Origin of the sequence: Streptomyces sp. HUAS YS2 (assembly GCF_033343995.1) — a bacterium.
GTDB lineage: Bacteria > Actinomycetota > Actinomycetes > Streptomycetales > Streptomycetaceae > Streptomyces > Streptomyces solicathayae.
In genome coordinates this window covers 1,173,174-1,191,961 of record NZ_CP137573.1, presented here as the reverse complement: position 1 = coordinate 1,191,961, position 18,788 = coordinate 1,173,174, and the positions used below count along the sequence as shown (strand labels likewise).

The following is an 18,788-nucleotide window of genomic DNA, read 5'->3' as shown; positions in this document are numbered from 1 at the left end:
GATGACCACCCAGGCCGCGACCGCGGCCGCCCGCCGCAGCAAGATCACCCCGGAGCGGGAGACGGAGCTGTACGAGGCGGTGCTCGACCTCCTTCGCGAGGGCGGCTACGACGCCGTGACCATGGAGGGCGTCGCCGCCCGCACCAAGTGCGGGAAGGCCACCCTGTACCGGCAGTGGAAGACCAAGCCGCAGCTGGTCACCGCCGCCCTCGCCAGGAGCCGCTGCTCGTTCTTCACCGGGATCGACACCGGCTCGCTCCTCGGCGACCTGCGCGAGGTGGCCCGGGTCACGTCGGGCCGGCGCGAGCGCGACGCCGAGCTGATGGAGGCCGTCAACCAGGCGTACGTCCGCCACCCCGACCTGCGGCAGGCGCTCTTCGAGACCGTCATTCAGCCGGAGGTCGCCGCGATCGACGCGATGCTGGCACGCGGCGTGGAGCGCGGCGAGATCGCGCCGGACAATCCGGCGATCGGCTTCATCGCGCCCTGCCTGATGGGGATGCTGCGGGTCGAACGACTCCTGGAGGAGCGGTTCGCGGACCTGCCCGACGCCATGGCCGTGTTCGTCGAGTCCGTCGTGCTGCCCGCTCTCCGACTGGACCCGCCCTAGGCTCGTGCGGGCGCGTCCGCGTGCGGTCGCGCCGCCTCCGCTGCACCCTGGTGGGATGCCGAGCACCCCCGGTCCCGCCGTCCGCGTCCGCCGGATCTACGACCCGCCGGAGCCCGACGACGGGCTCCGCGTCCTTGTCGACCGCCTCTGGCCGCGTGGCCTGAAGAAGATCGACGCGCACATCGACGAATGGCCCAAGGCGCTCACCCCGTCGACCGAACTGCGCCGCTGGTACCACGGCTCGGAGGGCGCGTACGAGGAGTTCTGCCGGCGGTACGAGGACGAGCTCGCCGTCCCCGAGGCCGCCGCCGCGCTCGACCGCCTCCGGGACCGGGCCGCCGAGGGGCCCGTCACCCTGCTCACGGCGGCGAAGGACCCCTCCCGCAGCCACACCTCCGTCCTGGAACGCGCGCTCGCCGCCCCGGGACGCTGACGCCAACCGGAGTCACATCCTCCCCGCGCGCACCGAATATCCCCCGGCCGGACCGTAGCCAGAGCCGAGCGCCGCCGGTCACCATGGCCGCACCGGCACCGGCACCGGCACCGGCACCGGCACCGGCACCGGCACCGGCACCGGCACCGGCACCGGCACCGGCACCGGCACCGGCACCGCGCCGACCCCGCACGACCGCCGTAGAACGCGCACCGCGAGCAGCACCCGCACCGAGCAGCACCCGCACCGAGCAGCACCCGCACCGGCACACGCAGAACCCGCACCGCACCCTTCCCGTCATGGAGGCGCCGCGTGGACGCGACCCGGCACGAACGGCTCGACGAGTTACAGCGCGACCCCTATCCCCTCTACGCACAGGCCCGACGCACCGAGGGCCTGACCTTCGTAACCGAACTCGACGCCTGGCTCGTCGCCCGCGACGCCGACGTGCGCGAGGTCCTGCTGCGGGCCGACGACTTCTCGTCCGAGCAGGCCCTGCGGCCCGACGTCATGCCCTCGCCCGCCGCCTTCGGCGTCCTCGCCCAGGGGTTCGGCAAGCGCCCCACCGTCGTCTCCACCGACGGCTCCGCGCACCGCCGCCACCGCGCCCCGCTGAACAGCAGGCTCTCCGCCTCCCGCGTCGCCGAGCTGCTTCCGTACGCCACGGAGCAGGCCACCGCCCTGCTCGACGGCTTCGTAGCCGACGGCCGCACCGAGCTCATGGCCTCCTACGCCCGCCGCCTCCCCGGGGCGGTGATCGGCCGGCTCATAGGCTTCGACCCGGCGGACGTGCCCGCCGCCGTGCACGGCGGACACCGGGCCGAGCAGCTCCTCTTCCGGCCGATGAGCGAGAAGGACCAGCTCGCCGCCGCCCAGGACGTCGTCGACCTCCAGCACCTGCTCGACCGCTACGCCCGCGCCCGGCACGCCGAGCCCCGCGACGACCTCTGCTCGGCCATGGTCGCCGCGCTCGCCCCCGGCGACGCCGACGGCGATCCGGACCGGAGTACCCACGGCGATCCGGACCGGTGCGCCGAACTCACCCCCGACCAGCGCGCCGAACTCGTCTCCAACCTGCAGAACTTCCTCATCGCCGGCCACCTCACCACCACCGCCCTGATCGGCTCCACCCTGTTCCACCTGCTCCGCGACGACCGCGCCCAGTGGGAGCTGCTCCGCGACCGGCCCGAGCTGATACCCGGGGCGGTGGAGGAGGCCGCCCGCTTCGACACCGCCGTCCAGGGATTCCGCCGCACCACCACCCGCCCGGTCACCCTCGCCGGCACCGAACTGCCCGCCGGTGCCACCGTGTTCGTCGCGTACGGCTCCGCCAACCGGGACGAGAGCCGGTACGCCGACCCCGACGTCTTCGACATCACCCGCACCCCGTCCCGCCACGTGGCCTTCGGCCACGGCGCGCACGGCTGCCCCGGATCCCAGCTGGCCCGCGCCCAACTCCGGCTGACCCTGCAGCTGTTCACCGAGCGGCTGCCCGGGCTGCGGCTCGCCAAGGACCACGAGGTCGTCATGCGGCCGACCCTCATCCACCGCTCGCCCCTGGAACTCCATCTCACCTGGTGAAACACCCGGCGCTCGGCCCGCCCCGGCGTATCCTGCGCGCATGCGCGTCGCACTCTTCGTCACCTGCGTCAATGACGCCCTGTATCCCGCCACGGGGGTGGCCACCGTCCGCATTCTGGAACGGCTGGGGGTCGAGGTGGACTTCCCGGCCGGCCAGACCTGCTGCGGCCAGCCGCAGTTCAACACGGGCTACCGGCAGGACGCGGAGCCGCTCGCCCGGCGACTGGCGGACGCGTTCCGAGGCTACGAGCACGTCGTGACCCCCTCCGGGTCCTGCGCCGCCATGGTGCGGGGCCACTACGCCGGATTCGGCGCGCAGGCGGCGGCGCTCGCACCGCGCGTGCACGAGCTGACCGAGTTCCTGGTCGACGTGCTCGGGGTGACCGACGTCGGCGCCTACTTCCCGCACACCGTCACGTACCACCCCTCGTGCCACGGCCTGCGCCTGCTCGGGCTCGGCGACCGGCCGCGCCGCCTCCTCGAGGCGGTCGAGGGCCTGGTACTGCGGGAACTGCCCGGCGCGGAGGAGTGCTGCGGCTTCGGCGGGACCTTCGCCGTGAAGAACCCGGACGTGTCGGCCGCCATGGGCAGGGACAAGATCGACCACGCGGTCTCGACCGGCGCGGAGGTGCTGTGCGGGGCGGACAACTCCTGCCTGATGCACCTCGGCGGCGTCCTGCGCCGCGAGGACGCGCCGCTGCGCGCCCTGCACCTGGCCGAGATCCTCGCGAGCACCGAGACGGAGCCCCTGGAGTGGACGGAGTCCCCGCGGTGAGCGGCACCTTCCTCGGCATGCCCGCCTTCCCCGTCGCGGCGAAGGCCGCCGTCGGCGACGCGACGCTGCGCGCCAACCTGCGGCACGCCACCCACACCATCCGCGACAAGCGGGCCGCCGCCGTCGCCGAACTCGAGGACTGGGACCGGCTCCGCGAGGCGGGGAAGCAGATCAAGGACCACACCCTGCGCCACCTCGACCGCTACCTCCTCAAACTGGAGGAGGCGGTGACGGCGGCCGGCGGCACCGTCCACTGGGCGGCCGACGCCGACGAGGCGAACCGGATCGTCACCGCGCTCGTCCGCGCCACCGGCGAGACCGAGGTGGTCAAGGTCAAGTCGATGGCCACCCAGGAGATCGGCCTCAACGAGGCTCTGGAGGCGGTCGGCATCGCCGCGTACGAGACCGATCTCGCCGAACTCATCGTGCAGTTGGGCCATGACCGGCCCTCCCACATCCTCGTCCCCGCGATCCACCGCAACCGCGGCGAGATCCGCGACATCTTCCGCGCCGAGATGGGGGAGTGGGGCCGCCCCGCCCCCGACGGGCTGACCGACACGCCCGCCGACCTGGCCCAGGCCGCCCGGCTGCATCTGCGGGAGAAGTTCCTGCGCGCCAAGGTCGCCGTCTCCGGGGCGAACTTCATGGTCGCCGAGACCGGCACCCTCGTCGTCCTCGAGTCGGAGGGCAACGGCCGGATGTGCCTGACGCTCCCGGAGACCCTGATCTCGGTCGTCGGCATCGAGAAGACCGTCCCGACCTGGCGCGACCTGGAGGTCTTCCTGCAGACCCTGCCGCGCTCCTCGACGGCCGAGCGGATGAACCCGTACACGACGATGTGGACGGGCACGACGGACGGCGACGGCCCGCGGGACTTCCACCTCGTCCTCCTCGACAACGGCCGCACCGACACGCTCGCCGACGAGGTCGGCCGGCAGGCCCTGCGCTGCATCCGCTGCTCGGCCTGCCTCAACGTCTGCCCGGTGTACGAGCGAGCCGGCGGCCACGCGTACGGCTCGGTCTACCCGGGGCCGATCGGCGCGATCCTCAGCCCCCAACTCCGCGGCACGGAGAGCGAGATCGACGCCTCGCTGCCGTTCGCGTCCTCGCTGTGCGGTGCGTGCTACGAGGTCTGCCCGGTCGCCATCGACATCCCCGAGGTCCTGGTCCACCTGCGCGAACGGATCGCCGACCAGGGCGGCCACCGCCTGGAGCGCGCCGCGATGAAGGCGGCCGGCGCGGTCCTGGGCAGCCCCCGGGCCCTCGCCGCAGCCGAACGCCTGGCGGCGAGCACCCGCCGCCTCCACCCGAAGCGGCTGCCGGGGGCCTCGGCCTGGACGGACAGTCGCGAACTGCCGGAGGTCCCGGCCGAGTCGTTCCGTGCCTGGTGGAAGAGGAACCGCACATGACGCACCCAGAGCCGACGGCCGCCGCGGCCGGCACCGCCCGGGAACGGATCCTCGCCCGGATCCGCGCCGCCGTGGCCGACGCCCCGCCCGCCCCCGAACCGGACCGCGGCTACCTGCCCGCCCACGTCCCCGACGACCCGGCGGCCCTCCTCGACCTGCTGCACCACAACCTCGCCGAGTACCGCGCCCTGGTCCACCGCACGGACTCCGCGGGCATCGCCGGCCTGCTCGGGCGGCTGCTCGCCGAGCGCGGGGCGGACATGGTCCTGGTCCCCCCGGGGCTGCCGCCGCGGTGGCTGGCGGCGGCGGACGCGACCCGGATCGCCGACAGCGCGACGACGACGCCGGGGGAACTCGACGCCGTCCACAGCGTCGTCACGGGCTGCGCGCTGGCGATCGCCGAGACCGGGACGATCGTCCTCGACGGCGGCCCGGACCAGGGCCGGCGCCGGATCACCCTGATCCCCGACCACCACATCTGCGTCGTACGGGCCCCGGCCCAGATCGTCGCGTCCGTCCCGCAGGCCCTGCCGCGCCTCGACCCCCGACGCCCGCTCACCTGGATCTCCGGCCCGTCGGCCACCAGCGACATCGAACTCGATCGCGTCGAGGGCGTGCACGGCCCCCGCACCCTGGAAGTCGTCCTGCTCCAGGAGGACTAGGACGCGTGCCCGCGCAAGCGCGGCGACACGGCCGCCGGGTCGACCGGCGGCCCGCCGGCCACGAGCTCGGCCAACTCCCGGGCCCAGACGACGAGTCCGGGAAGATCGATGCCGTACGGCGACGGCTCCGGCCACTCCGCGAGCCGCGCCGCTCCGCGCACCAGGAGCCGGGCGCCGCCCGAGGCGTTCCCCCGGGCCGCGTGCGTCAGCCCCACGGCGAGCTGCGCCAGCCCCTGCCACAGGTCGCGCTCCCCGGCGGGCCCGGTCTTCCAGGCGTCCTCGAACACCTCGTGCGCGTGGAAGGGCATCCCCGCGTCCAGCAGCCGCTGCGCCTCCCACACCGTCTCCGCCGGCGCCCGCGGCACCCCCTCGGGCTGCCGGGCCACGCCCTCCGCCCCGTACGGCAGCGGACGTCCCAGCCCGTCCCGGGGCCGCGCACTGCGCGCCCGCCCTTCCTCGTCCCGATCCCGGTCCCCGCCCCGGCCCGCCGTCGTCTCGCTCACGCCCCCATTGTCCCCCGCACACCCCGTGACATGCCGGAACGCGCCAGGGACCCCTGACGCCCCGTGTCCCGACCCACCCACGGAGTGAGGTAATGTTCTCCTGCACGCAGCCACCGGGAAGCCCCGGCGGCAACGAGCACCGGGACGTGGCGCAGCTTGGTAGCGCACTTGACTGGGGGTCAAGGGGTCGCAGGTTCAAATCCTGTCGTCCCGACTCGTGAGAGTCGTAGATCGAGGGGCCGTTTCAGAGTCATCTGAGACGGCCCCTCGATCATTCCCGGGGACCATTCGGGGATCAGTGCGCTTGACCGGTCCGAGCGCAACTTGACCCGGTCAAAGTGCGCTGCCCGAGACCGTCGAGCCGTCAGAACTGGTCTAGGCGAGGGCGCCGGCGGCGGGCAGGACCTGTTCGGTCCAGATGACCTTGCCTTCCGGTGTGTACCGGGTGCCCCAGTGCTCGCTGAGCTGGGCCACCAGGAACAGTCCGCGGCCTCCCTCGTCCGTGGTGGCGGCGTACCGCAGATGCGGGGCGGTACTGCTGCCGTCCCACACCTCGCAGGTCAGAGCGCGATCGCGCAACAGACGGACGCGAACTGGCGCGGCTGCGTACCGTATGGCGTTGGTGATGAGCTCGCTGAGGATCAGTTCTGTGGTGAAGGCGAGTTCCTGCAGGCCCCACTCCTCGAGTTGCTCGGCCGCGAGGCCGCGGATGGCGCCGACCTCACTCGGGTCGAACGGTACGTCCCACTCTGCGACCCGGCCCGGGCCCAGAGTCCGTGTCCGGGCGATGAGCAGCGCGATGTCGTCGGCCGGCCGGCCGGGGAGCAAGGCGTCGAGTACGGCGCGGCGGCTGGCTTGCGGCTCTCGGTCGGGGTGGCTCAGCGCCGTGCGCAGCCTTTCCACGCCCTCTGAAATGTCCCGGCTCCGCTCCTCGACCAGCCCGTCGGTGTACAGGACGAGCTGACTGCCTTCCGCCAGGTGCAGTTCCATGGTCTCGAACGGCATGCCTCCCAGCCCCAGCGGGGGGCCGGCCGGCAGTTCCGAGATCGTCGTCGTGCCGTCCGGGGCGACCACAAGCGGTGGCATGTGTCCTGCCCGCGCCATGGTGCAGTTCTGGGAGACCGGGTCGTAGACGGCGTACAGGCAGGTCGCGCCCAGGACGCCGCCGTCGGAGGGCGCGCTGTCGCCTTCCTGGTCCATGCGCTGGACGAGGTTGTCGAGACGGGCGAGGAGTTCGTCCGGCGGCAGGTCCAAGGAGGAGAAGTTGTGCACGGCCGTGCGCAGCCGTCCCATGGTGGCCGCGGCGTGCAGGCCGTGCCCGACGACGTCTCCGACGACGAGCCCGACCCGGCTGCCCGGCAGCGGGATCACGTCGAACCAGTCCCCGCCTACTCCGGACTGGGCGGGCTGGTAGAAGTGCGCGACGTCCACCGCACTCTGCTCGGGCAGATCCTGCGGCAGCAGGCTGCGCTGGAGCGTCACGGCGAGCTTGTGTTCTCGGGTGTAGCGGCGGGCGTTGTCCATGGTGACTGCGGCGCGGCCGACAAGCTCCTCGGCCAGGGACAGGTCGTCCTCGTCGAACGGATCCGGCTTCTGCGACCGCCAGAAGTTGACCACCCCGAGCACGACGCCCCTGGCCTTCAGCGGAGCCGCGATGAGCGAGTGGATCCCGTAGCCGACGATCGCCGATGCCCGCGGTGCGTCCTGGGCGTGCCAGCCCGGCGCGTCATGGAGATCGGGCACGAGTTCGGCTGTGCCCGTGCCGTAGCCGCGGGCCTGCGGCGTGGACGGCAGGAATTCGATCAGGCTACCGAGCGGATACAGCGGGTGATCGGAGCGGATGCCGCTGACCGCCGTGCGCCGCATGTCGGCGCCCGGGCCGGGCTCGTCGCCGTTCAGTACCGGGTCGGCCAGGTCGACCGTGACGAAGTCCGCGAACTGGGGAACGGCGACGTCGGCCAGTTCCTTCGCGGTGCGGACCACGTCGAGGGTGGTGCCGATGTCACCCCCGGCGTCGTACAGCAGCTTGAGCCGCTTGCGGGCCGTCTCCGCCCGGCTGCTCAGAAGCTGCATCTCGGTGGAGTCGCGGATGGTGACCGCCGAGCCCCGCGGGCGGGTGGGCCGCTGATTGACCACGAGCAGCCGGTCCCCGGCCTCCAGCACCTCGTCGGTGGCCACCCGGCCGGACAGCAGCAGTTCCGCCATCCGGTGATCCATGCCGACCTCGTCGACGGGGCGTCCTTCGGCGTCGTCCGGCAGGCCGAGCAGCCGTCCGGCCTCGTCGTTCGCCAGGAGTAGTCGTCCTTCGCCGTCCGTGATCAGCACCCCTTCGCGAACGGAGTGGAGCACCGCGTCGTGGTGCTCGTACATGCGGGTCATCTCCTGCGTGCCGAGCCCGTGGGTCTGGCGGCGCAGTCTTCGGCTGATCAGCGCCGTGCCGACGGTGGCCAGAGCCAGACCGATGGCGATGGCCAGGAGGATGACCGGCAGCTGGCGGTCGGCGATGCCGGTCACGCTCTCCACCGTCAGACCTGCCGAGACCAGGGCGACAACCTCACCCTCGGGCGAGGTGACCGGGACGATCGCCTGGATCTCCTTACCGAGCGGCCCGTCCACGCTCTCGGTGTGCACCTGGCCGGCGAGTGAGGGCTCGATCGTGCCGACGAACCGCTCGCCGATGCGGTCGGGTTGGGGGTGGCTGTAACGGATGCCGTTCGTGTCCATCACCACGATGAAGTCCACGCCTGCGTCCTTGCGTGTCTCCTCGGCGAGGGGCTGCAGGATCGCGGACGGGTCCGGCGACCTCAGCGCTTCCTGCAGGCCCAGGGAGTTCGCGAAGGTCTGCGCCACGGAAACCGAGCGGTTGCGTGCTTCACGGTCGATGTCGTGTCGCGACTGCAGCACCAGGGCCAGCAGGGCCCCGGCGGCGAGCAGCACCACGATCGCCACCTGAAGGACGAAGACCTGTCCGGCGACGCTTCCGAATCTTCTGCCTAGGTTCGACCGCACCGGTACGCCGGGCACGAGAGACGAGACGGGCTCACAACCCCAGTTGTAACACCTCCCCGCGACCAGGGCTCCCGGCGTTCACGGTACGCATCAGGGCCACGACACAAGGTTCCCGCTGCTGCTGGTCAGGGGGATGTGCGGTCGCAGGTCAGGGGCCGTTACAGAGCGATCTGAAACGGTCCCTGACTCGTTCGGCGGGGTCAGGCCGGAACCGACCGGTTCCCGCCCGGCGTGAACGCACTGTTCGACGGTGCCCGCGTCGGCCGGGGCGCGGTGCACCGCGGCGTGCGGCTGGGCAGAGCCGGATCAGTTGCTGCCTGCACCTCACGGCCATCGACGCCTCCGGCGCCCCGGTCGAGGTGCGCTCCGTGGGGGCGAGGCCGGCGGAGTTCCGGCCGGGGTCAGCCGCGCAGTGCGGAGGCGAAGATGCCGGGCAGGGCGGACCAGCGGGGCGCCGCGGCGAAGTCGACGAGGCGACGTCCCGTCGTGGCGGCGGTGCGGTTGTCGACGAACCACGGGGGCTTCGGCGACAGGGCGAGTTCGCCGTGCAGGACGGACCGCGGCGCGGGCCGGAACGGGCCGCGGACGACGGTACGTTCCGGTGCGTCGAGCAGCAGCGCGTTGTGCACGACACCGATGCCGCTCTGGACGTCGTCCAGGGTGTGTCCCGGGAAGGCGCCCCACGTGGCGGCCGCCGTCAGATAGCCGACACCGGTCCACGCGTTCAACGCCACCGTTCCGTAGCGGAGGTCGGCGATCGCGTCGTCGAGCGAGGAGCCCAGCCGCGCGATGGTGCGCGGGTGCGCTATGAGGTTCACGCCGAGCGTGCCGGCGAACCTCTCGTTCGCGGCTCGGACCGCCTCCGTGAGGAACGTGCCCGCGTCCCCGGGGATTTCGAGAACGGCCAGGACGGGCGCGAAGTACTCGGAGGTCAGTGCGGGGCCCGGATCAGCCGCGTCCAGGCCCTCGATCAGCACCCGTCCTCCGCCGATGCGCTCGGCACCGGCGTACGAAGCAACAGCGCCCTCCACCCGGCCGTCGCTGCCCGGGTAGTAGGCGGGCCGGGCCGGGGCCTCGGACAGCGCCCGGCGCACGTGCGCCAGGAAGCGGTCCTTCTGTGGCCAGTCGGAACCGACCACGACGACCTGGCTCGCCACACAGTTGTAGCCGCCGTTGTGCAGCTTTTGGGTGGCGATGTGCTCGGCCTGGTAGCGCAGGTCCGCCTCGGACCATGCCCCCGGCACCACGATCGTGGGCGACACTCCGCCCAGTTCACTGGTGACCGGCTTGTCGAGGAGGGGTGTCCCCGCCTTCTTCCGGGCCGCGCCCTCCTCGCCCGTGCCGAAGACGATCGCGTCGTGCGTCGCGGCGCTGCCGGTCATGTGGACGTGGCCGACCTTCGGATGGTGCACGAGGTACCTGCCGACGTCGGCGCCGCCGGTCAGGATCCGCACCGCGCCGATGTCGATCAGCGGGGCCAGGACCCGGCTGAAGACCTCGAAGAGGCCGTCGGTGACCGGGTTCAGCTTCAGGGCCACCACCCGGTTGTGCGCGTACAGCTCGTACAGCACGTCCAGGACCGGGATCGAGGTGATGTTCCCCGCGCCGAGCACCACGCCGACGCCACCGGTCAACGTCGGGCGGCGCTGGCCCAGGCCCGCCCGGCTGCGCACCGCCCGCTTCGTGACGCCCGGCCGCATCCAGACCTCGGCGCTGAAACCGCTCAGCAGCAGCCGGTCCCAGACGCTGTGCGGCAGCACCCGGACGGCCACCCGACCGCCGGGCGCCGGCCTGACGGAGAACCCGTCGACAGGGCTGCGGCCCGCCTCCAGGGCGCCGATGGTCGAGGCCAACGTGCCCGCGGAGGTCAGCACCGGGTACGGACCGGTGATCCACTCCTCGCCGAGGAGCGGGCTGCCCTCCGGAAGCCTCTTGTACGCGGCGGCGGCACGCACCCATGCCTCCGCCTGCTCGGCGGTGGCCGCGTGCACCCGCTCGATCAGCTCGCGCCGCTTCGCCAGGCCGCAGGCCGCCCAGGCGGCCTCGCCGCGGACCAGGTCGTCGACGGCCCGGTCGATCTCCCACACCTGCTCGATCGGCGGCTGAAGGGTCGTCATCACACGACTCCCTTGATGAGGGCGGCGGCCTTCTCCGCGACCATGATCGTGGGCGCGTTGGTGTTGCCGCGCGGCACCGTCGGGAAGACGGAGGCGTCGACGACCCGCAGGCCGTCCACGTCGTACACGCGCAGCTCGGGGTCGACCACCGCGCCGATGGCGCAGGTCGAGGTGGGGTGGTAGAGCGTCTGCCCGATCCGCTTCGCCCAGGTGAGGATGTCGGCCTCGGAGTCGGAGGCCGGCACCTCGTACGGCCCCGTGACCAGGTCCGTCACCGCCTGCTGTGCCGCGACCTCCAGGGCGATCCGCACGCCGGCGACGATGCACTCCTGGTCCTCGCGCGACACCAGGTAGTTGTGCACGATCCGGGGCGCGGCGTGCGGCAGCGGGGAACGCAGCGTCACCGCGCCGCGGCTCGTCGGGGCGAGCACGAGCGGGCCGAAACCGAAGCCGTGCTCGGTGGCCGTGCCGAGACCCTCCTGGTGGAAGAGCACGGGAGCGGCATGGAACTGGATGTCCGGGGCGGCGAGACCGTCCCGGCTGCGGAAGAAGCCGCCGGCCTCACCGATGTTGGAGGTCAGCGGGCCGCGTCCCTCGCTCTGCAGCAGGGCAGCGTTCTCCGGAGACGCGGCGCTGATCAGAGACTCGGTGTCGGTGCGGAAGTTCAGCATCGCCATGTAGTGGTCCTGCAGGCCCTGACCGACCGGCAGATCGCGTACGACCCGGATGCCGAAGGCAGTCAGCTGGGCGGCCGGCCCGATCCCGGAGAGCATCAGCAGCTTCGGGGACTCGTAGGCGCCCGCGGACACGATCACCTCGCGCTCGGCGCGGACGATCTCCAGGGCGCCACCGCGCTCGACCTCCACGCCCGTGGCCCGGCCGTTCTCGACCACCACGCGGCGGGCGCCGGTGAAGGACAGGACGGTGAGGTTCGGCCGCTCCAGGGCGGGGTGCAGATAGGCGACGGCCGCGCTGCAGCGCAGGCCGCCGCGCTGGGTCAGCTGGTAGGGGCCGACGCCGAACTGGTCCTCGCCGTTGAAGTCGTCGTTCGCCTTGTACCCGGCCTGCTGAGCGGCCTGCACGAAGGCCGAGGACAGGGGATGCCCGGAGCGGCCGTCGCTGACGGTCAGCGGACCGCCCACGCCGTGGAACGCGTCCTCCCCGCGCTCGTTGTCCTCCGCCTGCTTGAAGTACGGCAGGACGTCGTCGTAGCCCCAGCCGGTGGCGCCGTTCGCGGCCCAGCCGTCGTAGTCGGCGCGGGCGCCGCGTATGTAGATCATGGCGTTGATCGAGCTGCAGCCGCCGAACACCTTGCCTCGGGGCAGGTACGCCCGCCGTCCGTCGATGCCCGGTTCCGGGTCCGAGTCGAGGTCCCAGTCGAGCGCGGACTTGAACAGCTGCGGGAACGCGGCCGGGATGTGGATCTCCTGCGCGGTGTCGGCGCCGCCCGCCTCGATGAGGGCCACCCTGACCTCGGGGTCCTCCGACAGCCGCGCCGCCAGGACACAGCCCGCGGATCCGGCACCGACGATGACGTAGTCGTACATGTTCATTCCGTCCCTTGAATGAAGAGTGCGTGGTTACGAAGCGTTGCTTCGCGGTGAACGCGACGGGCCGAGGCAGCGCGACAGGAAGTCGAGCTGGTCGGCGAGCGCCCGCTGCTGGATCGGGCAGTCCACGCGGCGGGCGTAGGTGGTGGGCCGGTTGAGTCCGACTTCGAGCGCCGCCCGTGCGCAGACCTCGTTGCGCCAGGTCGGGCCGGCCATCGTGGCTGCGATCCGGTCGGCGAGCGGCGTCGTCATCATGGCCGCGGTCCCGGGGTGCGCCACGACGGGCAGGTGGTGCGGGGTCCGCCCGGTGACGGCACGGGCGGCGTCCCACAGGCCGTGTCCGGTCAGTCGCAGGAGCCGGCCGACCCCGGCGTGGCGTACGACGTGGCCCAGTGTGGCCAGCCCGTCCACCGCCGGCGTCAACGAGACGACCGCCGTGATGCGTCCGTCCTGCGCCGCGACCGGGAGGACATGACCGCCGGCGTACGAAGTTCCCCAGAGCGCGATCCGGTCCGGATCGACGCCGGGCAGGCGACGGGCGGCCGCGAGGGCCGCGTGGTAGTCCTGCCGCTGCCGGCGTACCGAGACGTCCTGCCGTGGGGTGCCGCCGGAGGCGCCGAAGCCGCGGTAGTCGAAGACGAACACGTCGATCCCGGCCTCGGCGAAGGGCTCGGCGTAGCCCAGCAGGCCGCTGTCGCGGGTGCCGCCGAAGCCGTGGGCCATGACCACGCACGGCCGGCCGTCGGGGCCGGCCAGGACGTCGCTCACGGCCGGCAGGTGCCAGGCCGCGCACCGTACGCCGTGGCTGGTGAAGGTGAGGTCCTTCTTCATCGTGCTCCCTCCGGGCGGGAGGCCGACAGCTCGGCGCCCGCGCTGGTGAACTGCAGCCCGCTGTCCTCGACGGGCCCCTCACGCAGCCGCTCGACGTCCTTCTCGTACGCCTGCTCGACCGTCCACGGACCACGGCTCCCCGCACACGGGAACCGCGCGATGCCGCGCTGGACGTAGTTCGACTTCAGGTCGAGGTACGGCACCCGCTCCTGGTGCCGGTCGTCGAGGACCGGTTCGACGGTGCTGTATCCGTGGAGGTCCATGTGGTCGAGCAGACGACAGAAGTGCTCGCAGACGAGGTCGACCTTGAGCGTCCAGGAGAGGTTCGTGTAACCGAGCGCGAACACCAGGTTCGGCATGCCGGAGAGCATCATCGCCTTGTACGCCATCGTGTCCGACGGATCCACCGGGCGGTCGTCGACGCTCAGCCGGATCTTGCCGAACGGCAGCATGTTGAGCCCGGTCGCGGTCACGACGATGTCGGCGGCCAGCTCCTGACCGGACTCGAGCCGGATGCCCGTCTTGGTGAAGCGGTCGATCCGGTCGGTGACGACCGAGGCCCGACCGGCCGAGATGGCCTTGAACATGTCGCCGTCGGGCACCACGCACAGCCGCTCGTCCCACGGGTCGTACCGAGGGGTGAAGTGGGTGTCGACGTCGAAGTTCTTCGGCAGCCGCCGGCGCACGTCGGCGATCAGCAGCTTGCGCATCAGCCGCGGCGCCCGCCGGCACACCTTGTACATCGCGCGGGTCACCGCGATGTTCTTGCGCCGGACGATCGGCTGGGCCCGCCGGTGACCGAGCAGCGCGTTGAGCGCGTTCGTGATCGGGTCCTCGGCAGGCGCCGAGAAGATGTAGCTCGGCGAACGCTGCAGCATGGTGACGTGGCCCGCGGTGCGAGCCATCGACGGGATGAGGGTGACGGCCGTCGCGCCGCTGCCGATCACGACCACGCGTTTGCCGGTGTAGTCGAGACCCTCCGGCCACTGCTGCGGGTGCACGACCTGCCCCCCGAAGTCCTCGACGCCGTCGAACACGGGGGTGAAGCCCTGGTCGTGGTCGTACATGCCGGTACCCAGGAACAGGAAGCGCGCCGTGAACCTCGCCTTCTTGCCGGTGCGCGCATGCTGTGCGGTGACGGTCCACCGTCCCCGCACGGACGAGAACTCCGCGCCGACCACCCGGTATCCGTAACGGATGTGCTCGGCGAGCCCGTTCTCGGCGACGGTCTGCTGCAGATAGTCCAGGATGACGTGCCCGTCGGCGATGGACTTGCGGTGCGTCCAGGGCTTGAAACCGAACCCGTAGGTCGGCATGTCCGAGTCCGACCTGATGCCGGGGTACCGGAACAGACTCCAGGTGCCACCGAGGGTGTCGCGCGCCTCCAGGACCGTGAACGAGGTGCCCGGACGGCGGGCTTTGAGGTGAGAGGCCGCGCCGATGCCGGAGATGCCCGCGCCGATGATCAGCACATCGACGTGCACGGGCTTCGTCTGGCCGGCGGTTGTGTTCGTCACTGGTGTCTCCTGAACCGTCAACTCGATCCCTCGCCGTACGCGCATCGACCTGGGGGGCGCGGAGTGACAAGGGGGCGTGGCATGGCAACTGCTACGATCTGGAATCGTGTTCGAGCAAAATCCGGCAAATAGGGCGTCGAGCCGTCCGGCGCAGCGCCGTGGAACGGAGCGCAGGCGGGCGATCGTCGACGCGGCCGAGGCGCTGCTCGTCGAGCAGGGCTACGAGGGCGCGACCCTGAAGGCGGTCAGTGAGCGGGTCGGCATCCCGATCACCTCCGTGTACCACTACTTCTCCGATCGCCATGAGGTCGAGGCCGCGCTTCTGCGGCGGCACATCGGCAAGCTCGACGCGATCGTCGCCGCGCTGCTCGACGAGCCCGGGCCGCCCACGCTGCGCGATGCGGTCGACGTCGTCACCGACGCGCTCCTGAACTACTTCCGTAGCCACCGTGACTGTGCAGAGGTGTGGTTCTCGGGACGCAGTGAGCGGATCCAGGAGCTGGTCCACGAGTTCGACCGGGTTCAGGGGGAGCGACTGCACACCTTCCTGATGGAGCGTCAACTCATCGTCGCCGACACGCCGTCGATCGTTCTGCAGCTCTCCTTCGAGGCCGGCAACAGGTTCTTCGACGTCGCGTTCCGCGCCGTGCCGACCGGCGACGACGTGGTCATCGACGAGGCGCGCCGCTTCATCACCGCGTACCTGGAGACGTACTCCGCGCCGCCGGCGGTGCAGGACTGACACCCGTCAGACCGACTCGACGATTTCGTCGCGAGGGGTGCCCACGCGCTCGAGGGCGGTGTAGAAGGCCTGGGGGTCGGCCCAGTCCTCGGGGGCGAAGGAGCCGGTGCGCTTCCCGGCCTCGTCCAGGGCGAGGAGCATGAAGGCGGCGCAGGCGGTGCCGGTGAGACCGCCCATGCTGTTGGCGAAGTAGAGGTCCGGTCCGCTGATGGGGGTGCGGCGGATCGCGACGGCGGGGATGCCGTCGCGGGTGCCGGTGACGCGGGCGACGAGGCCGCCGCGCCACCGGTAGCGCCGGCGGAGAGTGGACTTGGCGAGGAATGTGATCATCTCGCCGGTCTCCATCTCACCGCGCTTGATCTGTCCCCTCATGCCCTTGAGGCCGTGGCGCAGACCGGTGACGTCGGTGAAGCGGTTGTGGAGGACTTCCTGGATGTAGTCCACCGCCTCCTTCACCGTCATCTTGTCGTTCTGGATGGCGAGTCCGAGGCCGCGGGCGAGACCGTTGAACGGCATGGGGTCCAGGCCGCCGAGGCAGCGGATGCGCTTGGCCTGGGGGTACTTGCGGGGGAGGGTGACGGGCTCGGGGTGGGCCGTCTCGTAGAGCAGGGTGTCGCCGACGCCGCCCCCCATGGGCAGGATCCCGGTCTCGACGTACGAGTCGTGGACGACGGGTCCGCCGTTCTCCCAGGTGAGGCACTCGCCGGCGGCGATGTGCATGAGGTGTTCGAGGACGGCGCGTCCGACGTTGGGACGCTCGTCGCCGACGAGCCAGCCGAGTTCGATGTTCTCGACGGTGTCGAGTTCGTTCGCGGCGTCGACGGCGAGGACGTTGCTCATGCCAGGGGAGGCGCCGCAGCCGACGTAGAGCGGGATGCCGGCCTCCTTGGCCCTCCCGGCCAGCGACAGCGCATGGGTCGTGCTCTCGACGTCGTCGTCGAAGTCGAGGTACGGCACACGCGCCTCGAGACACGCCTCGATCACCGGCTCCGACGTGCGGATGTAGGGGCCCGCACCCAGGACGACCAGGGCGGCGCCGCTGATCACTTCGAGCAGGTTCTCGCGGTTGTACAGGTCGAGACGCCGGACGGTGGCGAGGCCGGCGGGGAGCTGCGTCGTCAGCGGCTCCAGGAGCTCGGGCCGGATGTCGCAGAGGGTGAGGTTCCAGTCACCCTCAGCCTTCGCGAAGCGCTCGATGGCCAGCCGGCACATCTCACCCGCGGCTCCGATGAAGACGACTCGCTGCGTCATGGCATCTCCGTTCTCATGGCCGCCGCCGGCGGTGCGGCGGCATACGTGTGGCTGATGGCCGCCGCTGTGCCGCGGCCGTTGCGCTTCTCTGAGGGCTTTCGCCGGACGGTGCGGCGTGCGCTTGTCGCGTGTCTCGTCGGCTCCAGCCGAGTGCGCGAGATTCGAACTCGAATTGATTCGAGTTTAACGGTCGGTGGAGTGCCGTCAAGGTCTCGTCACGGGTGATGCCGACTCTTTACGGGCGGGTGTGAGGGGTGCCTGCGAGCGCGGTCAGCGCCCCGCCGACCTCCTTCGCCGCGCGCTCGCCGGCCTGGATCGCCCCCTCGATGTATCCCTGGTACGCGGTCGCCGACTCGGTGCCCGCCCAGTGGATGCGGCCCACCGGCTTGCGCAGGGCGTCCGTGTACTGGGTGAGCAGGCCCGGCGGGGTCGTGCTCACACAGCCGTCGATCCAGGGCTCGTGAGCCCAGTCCTGCTCCAGGAAGCGGAGGGGATGTGCCGCCTGGGGGCCGAACAGCGTCACCATGTCGGCGAGGAACGCGGCCCGGCGCTCACGGGGGTCGTCGAGGACCTTGTCGCTCCAGGTGTGGCCGTGACCGGAGCCCGCCGTGCCCATGAACGTCAGGAGGATGCCGACACTGCCGTCGGGTGGCGAGTTGTCGACGACGAAACGCGCGAACGGCAGGTCGGTCATCGCCGACCCGTTGAGCCCCTCGGCCCGCCAGAACGGCTTCTCGTAGACCGCGAACAGCTTGCTCTCCGTGCCGTTGTGCCACTTGCGCTGCAGTGACGTGCGACGGGCGGGAAGGGGCGGAGTGAAGCGGATGCGTTCGGCGTCCGCCGGCGACATGGCGACGATCACCTGCTTGCAGCGCACGTCCGCCTTCGCCGACCGGACGAGGACGTCCCCGTCCCGTTGGCGGATCTCGCTGACCGGCGAGCCGACCACCACCCGGTCGCCGAGCTGCTCGGCCATCTCCAGGGAGATCCGCTGAGTGCCGCCGACCACGCGTGACTCCTGGGCGCCCCCGGTCGTGGAGATCATGTGCTCGATCCCGTCGGCACCCACGATGTGGAAGAGGGCCATGAGGAGCGAGGTGTTGTGCGGGTCCTCCCCCTGGATGACCGTGAATGCGAGCGTGAACAGCCACTTGGCCTCCTCCGTGCCGGCGTTCGCGTCGAGCCAGTGCCCGAAGGTCGTGGCGTCCCATTCGAGGGCGTTCTTCGCGTTCCACGGCGCGTCCACGGGGACGGTCGCGGCCATCTCCTCCAGGGTCGCCGCCAAGCGGCCGAAGTCTTCGAGCGCCTTCGCCGGCAGGGCGGGGATCGACCCGGTGAACTCCTGTCGCACGCCCTTGCGGTGGAGCAGCGACTTGCCGTCGACATAGGTCTTGAAGGTCTTCAGACCGAGCTCGTCGAGGAGCGCGAAGAGGCGGTCCTGACCCGGGCCGACCCACTGCCCGCCGCCCTCGGTGACGACGCCCTTGCCGACGCTGAGGTTGAGGGTCCGGCCCCCGACCCGGTCGTCGGCCTCCAGGACGAGCACCGAGCGGCCGGCCTGGGCCAGGCGACGGGCCGCGGTGAGGCCGGAGACGCCGGCCCCGACGACCACGACGTCCGCGCGGGACTGCTTGACGGGCCCCGGGGGCGTCGCGGAGGCGGGAGAAACCCGGCCGAGCGCGAACCCCGCGCCGATGGCCGCGGCACCGCCGCCCGCCAGTACGCCACGCCGTGGGATGCCGCTCTTGTCCTGCCTTGTCGTTTCTGTCACGGGTGCTCTTCTCCTTGCTGCGATTCT

Annotated in this window: 16 protein-coding genes and 1 tRNA gene; 8 read left to right on the top strand and 9 right to left on the bottom strand. The window is 71.6% G+C overall.

The window, feature by feature from the left end; all coding sequences use genetic code 11:
• The first annotated feature begins 1 nt into the window (after position 1).
• Positions 2 to 610 carry a TetR/AcrR family transcriptional regulator gene (locus R2D22_RS05545; RefSeq protein WP_318101628.1) on the top strand — a complete coding sequence of 203 codons (609 nt, stop codon included), beginning with the start codon at positions 2 to 4 and terminating at the stop codon, positions 608 to 610.
• A gap of 55 nt (positions 611 to 665) precedes the next feature.
• Entirely contained in the window at positions 666 to 1,043 is a 378-nt protein-coding gene (locus R2D22_RS05540) for a DUF488 domain-containing protein (RefSeq protein WP_318101626.1), read from the top strand.
• 78 nt (positions 1,044 to 1,121) lie between these two features.
• On the opposite strand, the gene R2D22_RS05535 is transcribed toward R2D22_RS05540, so the two are convergent.
• Positions 1,122 to 1,274, bottom strand: coding sequence for a hypothetical protein (locus tag R2D22_RS05535; protein ID WP_318101625.1), 153 nt, complete (start codon positions 1,272 to 1,274; stop codon positions 1,122 to 1,124).
• A gap of 81 nt (positions 1,275 to 1,355) precedes the next feature.
• Here R2D22_RS05535 and R2D22_RS05530 point away from each other — a divergent pair, with 81 nt between their 5' ends.
• The 4 genes from R2D22_RS05530 to R2D22_RS05515 are packed head-to-tail and all read left to right on the top strand — an operon-like array spanning position 1,356 to position 5,470.
• Complete coding sequence (locus R2D22_RS05530) at positions 1,356 to 2,624, top strand: cytochrome P450 (RefSeq protein WP_318101624.1); 1,269 nt, start codon at positions 1,356 to 1,358, stop codon at positions 2,622 to 2,624.
• Between the two features lie 40 nt (positions 2,625 to 2,664).
• Positions 2,665 to 3,399 (top strand): (Fe-S)-binding protein, encoded by a 735-nt coding sequence (locus R2D22_RS05525; RefSeq protein ID WP_318101623.1) that lies wholly within the window; start codon positions 2,665 to 2,667, stop codon positions 3,397 to 3,399.
• The gene (locus R2D22_RS05520) at positions 3,396 to 4,808 is read left to right on the top strand and encodes a lactate utilization protein B (RefSeq protein ID WP_318101622.1); all 1,413 of its coding nucleotides are present in this window, start codon (positions 3,396 to 3,398) and stop codon (positions 4,806 to 4,808) included. The genes R2D22_RS05525 and R2D22_RS05520 overlap by 4 nt, the downstream gene beginning before the upstream one ends.
• Positions 4,805 to 5,470, top strand: a complete 666-nt coding sequence (locus tag R2D22_RS05515) for a LutC/YkgG family protein (protein WP_318101620.1) — start codon at positions 4,805 to 4,807, stop codon at positions 5,468 to 5,470. Before R2D22_RS05520 ends, R2D22_RS05515 begins: the two co-directional genes overlap by 4 nt.
• On the opposite strand, the gene R2D22_RS05510 is transcribed toward R2D22_RS05515, so the two are convergent.
• Positions 5,467 to 5,973 carry a DUF309 domain-containing protein gene (locus R2D22_RS05510; protein ID WP_318101618.1) on the bottom strand — a complete coding sequence of 169 codons (507 nt, stop codon included), beginning with the start codon at positions 5,971 to 5,973 and terminating at the stop codon, positions 5,467 to 5,469. The two genes, R2D22_RS05515 and R2D22_RS05510, sit on opposite strands and share 4 nt — an antisense overlap.
• 140 nt (positions 5,974 to 6,113) lie before the next feature.
• On the opposite strand from R2D22_RS05510, the gene R2D22_RS05505 reads away from it, so the two are divergent.
• Positions 6,114 to 6,187 (top strand) — tRNA-Pro (locus tag R2D22_RS05505).
• 161 nt (positions 6,188 to 6,348) lie between these two features.
• Here the strand turns inward: R2D22_RS05505 and R2D22_RS05500 are convergent.
• The 5 genes from R2D22_RS05500 to R2D22_RS05480 all read right to left on the bottom strand — a co-directional run bounded on the left by R2D22_RS05500 (position 6,349) and on the right by R2D22_RS05480 (position 14,997).
• Positions 6,349 to 8,922 carry a SpoIIE family protein phosphatase gene (locus tag R2D22_RS05500; protein WP_318101617.1) on the bottom strand — a complete coding sequence of 858 codons (2,574 nt, stop codon included), beginning with the start codon at positions 8,920 to 8,922 and terminating at the stop codon, positions 6,349 to 6,351.
• 461 nt (positions 8,923 to 9,383) lie between these two features.
• The gene (locus tag R2D22_RS05495) at positions 9,384 to 11,099 is read right to left on the bottom strand and encodes an aldehyde dehydrogenase family protein (protein ID WP_318101616.1); all 1,716 of its coding nucleotides are present in this window, start codon (positions 11,097 to 11,099) and stop codon (positions 9,384 to 9,386) included.
• Positions 11,099 to 12,646 carry a GMC family oxidoreductase gene (locus tag R2D22_RS05490; RefSeq protein WP_411976977.1) on the bottom strand — a complete coding sequence of 516 codons (1,548 nt, stop codon included), beginning with the start codon at positions 12,644 to 12,646 and terminating at the stop codon, positions 11,099 to 11,101. Before R2D22_RS05490 ends, R2D22_RS05495 begins: the two co-directional genes overlap by 1 nt.
• A 33-nt stretch (positions 12,647 to 12,679) precedes the next feature.
• Positions 12,680 to 13,480, bottom strand: coding sequence for an alpha/beta hydrolase (locus R2D22_RS05485; RefSeq protein ID WP_318101614.1), 801 nt, complete (start codon positions 13,478 to 13,480; stop codon positions 12,680 to 12,682).
• Positions 13,477 to 14,997 (bottom strand): flavin-containing monooxygenase, encoded by a 1,521-nt coding sequence (locus R2D22_RS05480; protein WP_318101613.1) that lies wholly within the window; start codon positions 14,995 to 14,997, stop codon positions 13,477 to 13,479. The genes R2D22_RS05485 and R2D22_RS05480 overlap by 4 nt, the downstream gene beginning before the upstream one ends.
• A 106-nt stretch (positions 14,998 to 15,103) precedes the next feature.
• Here R2D22_RS05480 and R2D22_RS05475 point away from each other — a divergent pair, with 106 nt between their 5' ends.
• On the top strand, positions 15,104 to 15,739 hold the full coding sequence (locus R2D22_RS05475; protein ID WP_318101612.1) for a TetR/AcrR family transcriptional regulator: 636 nt from the start codon (positions 15,104 to 15,106) through the stop codon (positions 15,737 to 15,739).
• 6 nt (positions 15,740 to 15,745) lie between these two features.
• Here the strand turns inward: R2D22_RS05475 and R2D22_RS05470 are convergent, their stop codons facing one another.
• Entirely contained in the window at positions 15,746 to 16,990 is a 1,245-nt protein-coding gene (locus tag R2D22_RS05470) for a saccharopine dehydrogenase family protein (protein WP_318101611.1), read from the bottom strand.
• Positions 16,991 to 17,225: 235 nt separating this feature from the next.
• Positions 17,226 to 18,761 (bottom strand): flavin monoamine oxidase family protein, encoded by a 1,536-nt coding sequence (locus tag R2D22_RS05465; RefSeq protein WP_318101610.1) that lies wholly within the window; start codon positions 18,759 to 18,761, stop codon positions 17,226 to 17,228.
• Positions 18,762 to 18,788 lie beyond the last annotated feature (27 nt).

Coding starts and splice junctions, on each gene's coding strand:
- R2D22_RS05545 (WP_318101628.1), top strand. CDS start 2: ATGACCACCCAGGCCGCGACCGCGGCCGCCCGCCGCAGCAAGATCACC.
- R2D22_RS05540 (WP_318101626.1), top strand. CDS start 666: ATGCCGAGCACCCCCGGTCCCGCCGTCCGCGTCCGCCGGATCTACGAC.
- R2D22_RS05525 (WP_318101623.1), top strand. CDS start 2,665: ATGCGCGTCGCACTCTTCGTCACCTGCGTCAATGACGCCCTGTATCCC.
- R2D22_RS05515 (WP_318101620.1), top strand. CDS start 4,805: ATGACGCACCCAGAGCCGACGGCCGCCGCGGCCGGCACCGCCCGGGAA.
- R2D22_RS05495 (WP_318101616.1), bottom strand. CDS start 11,099: ATGACGACCCTTCAGCCGCCGATCGAGCAGGTGTGGGAGATCGACCGG.
- R2D22_RS05490 (WP_411976977.1), bottom strand. CDS start 12,646: ATGTACGACTACGTCATCGTCGGTGCCGGATCCGCGGGCTGTGTCCTG.
- R2D22_RS05485 (WP_318101614.1), bottom strand. CDS start 13,480: ATGAAGAAGGACCTCACCTTCACCAGCCACGGCGTACGGTGCGCGGCC.
- R2D22_RS05470 (WP_318101611.1), bottom strand. CDS start 16,990: ATGACGCAGCGAGTCGTCTTCATCGGAGCCGCGGGTGAGATGTGCCGG.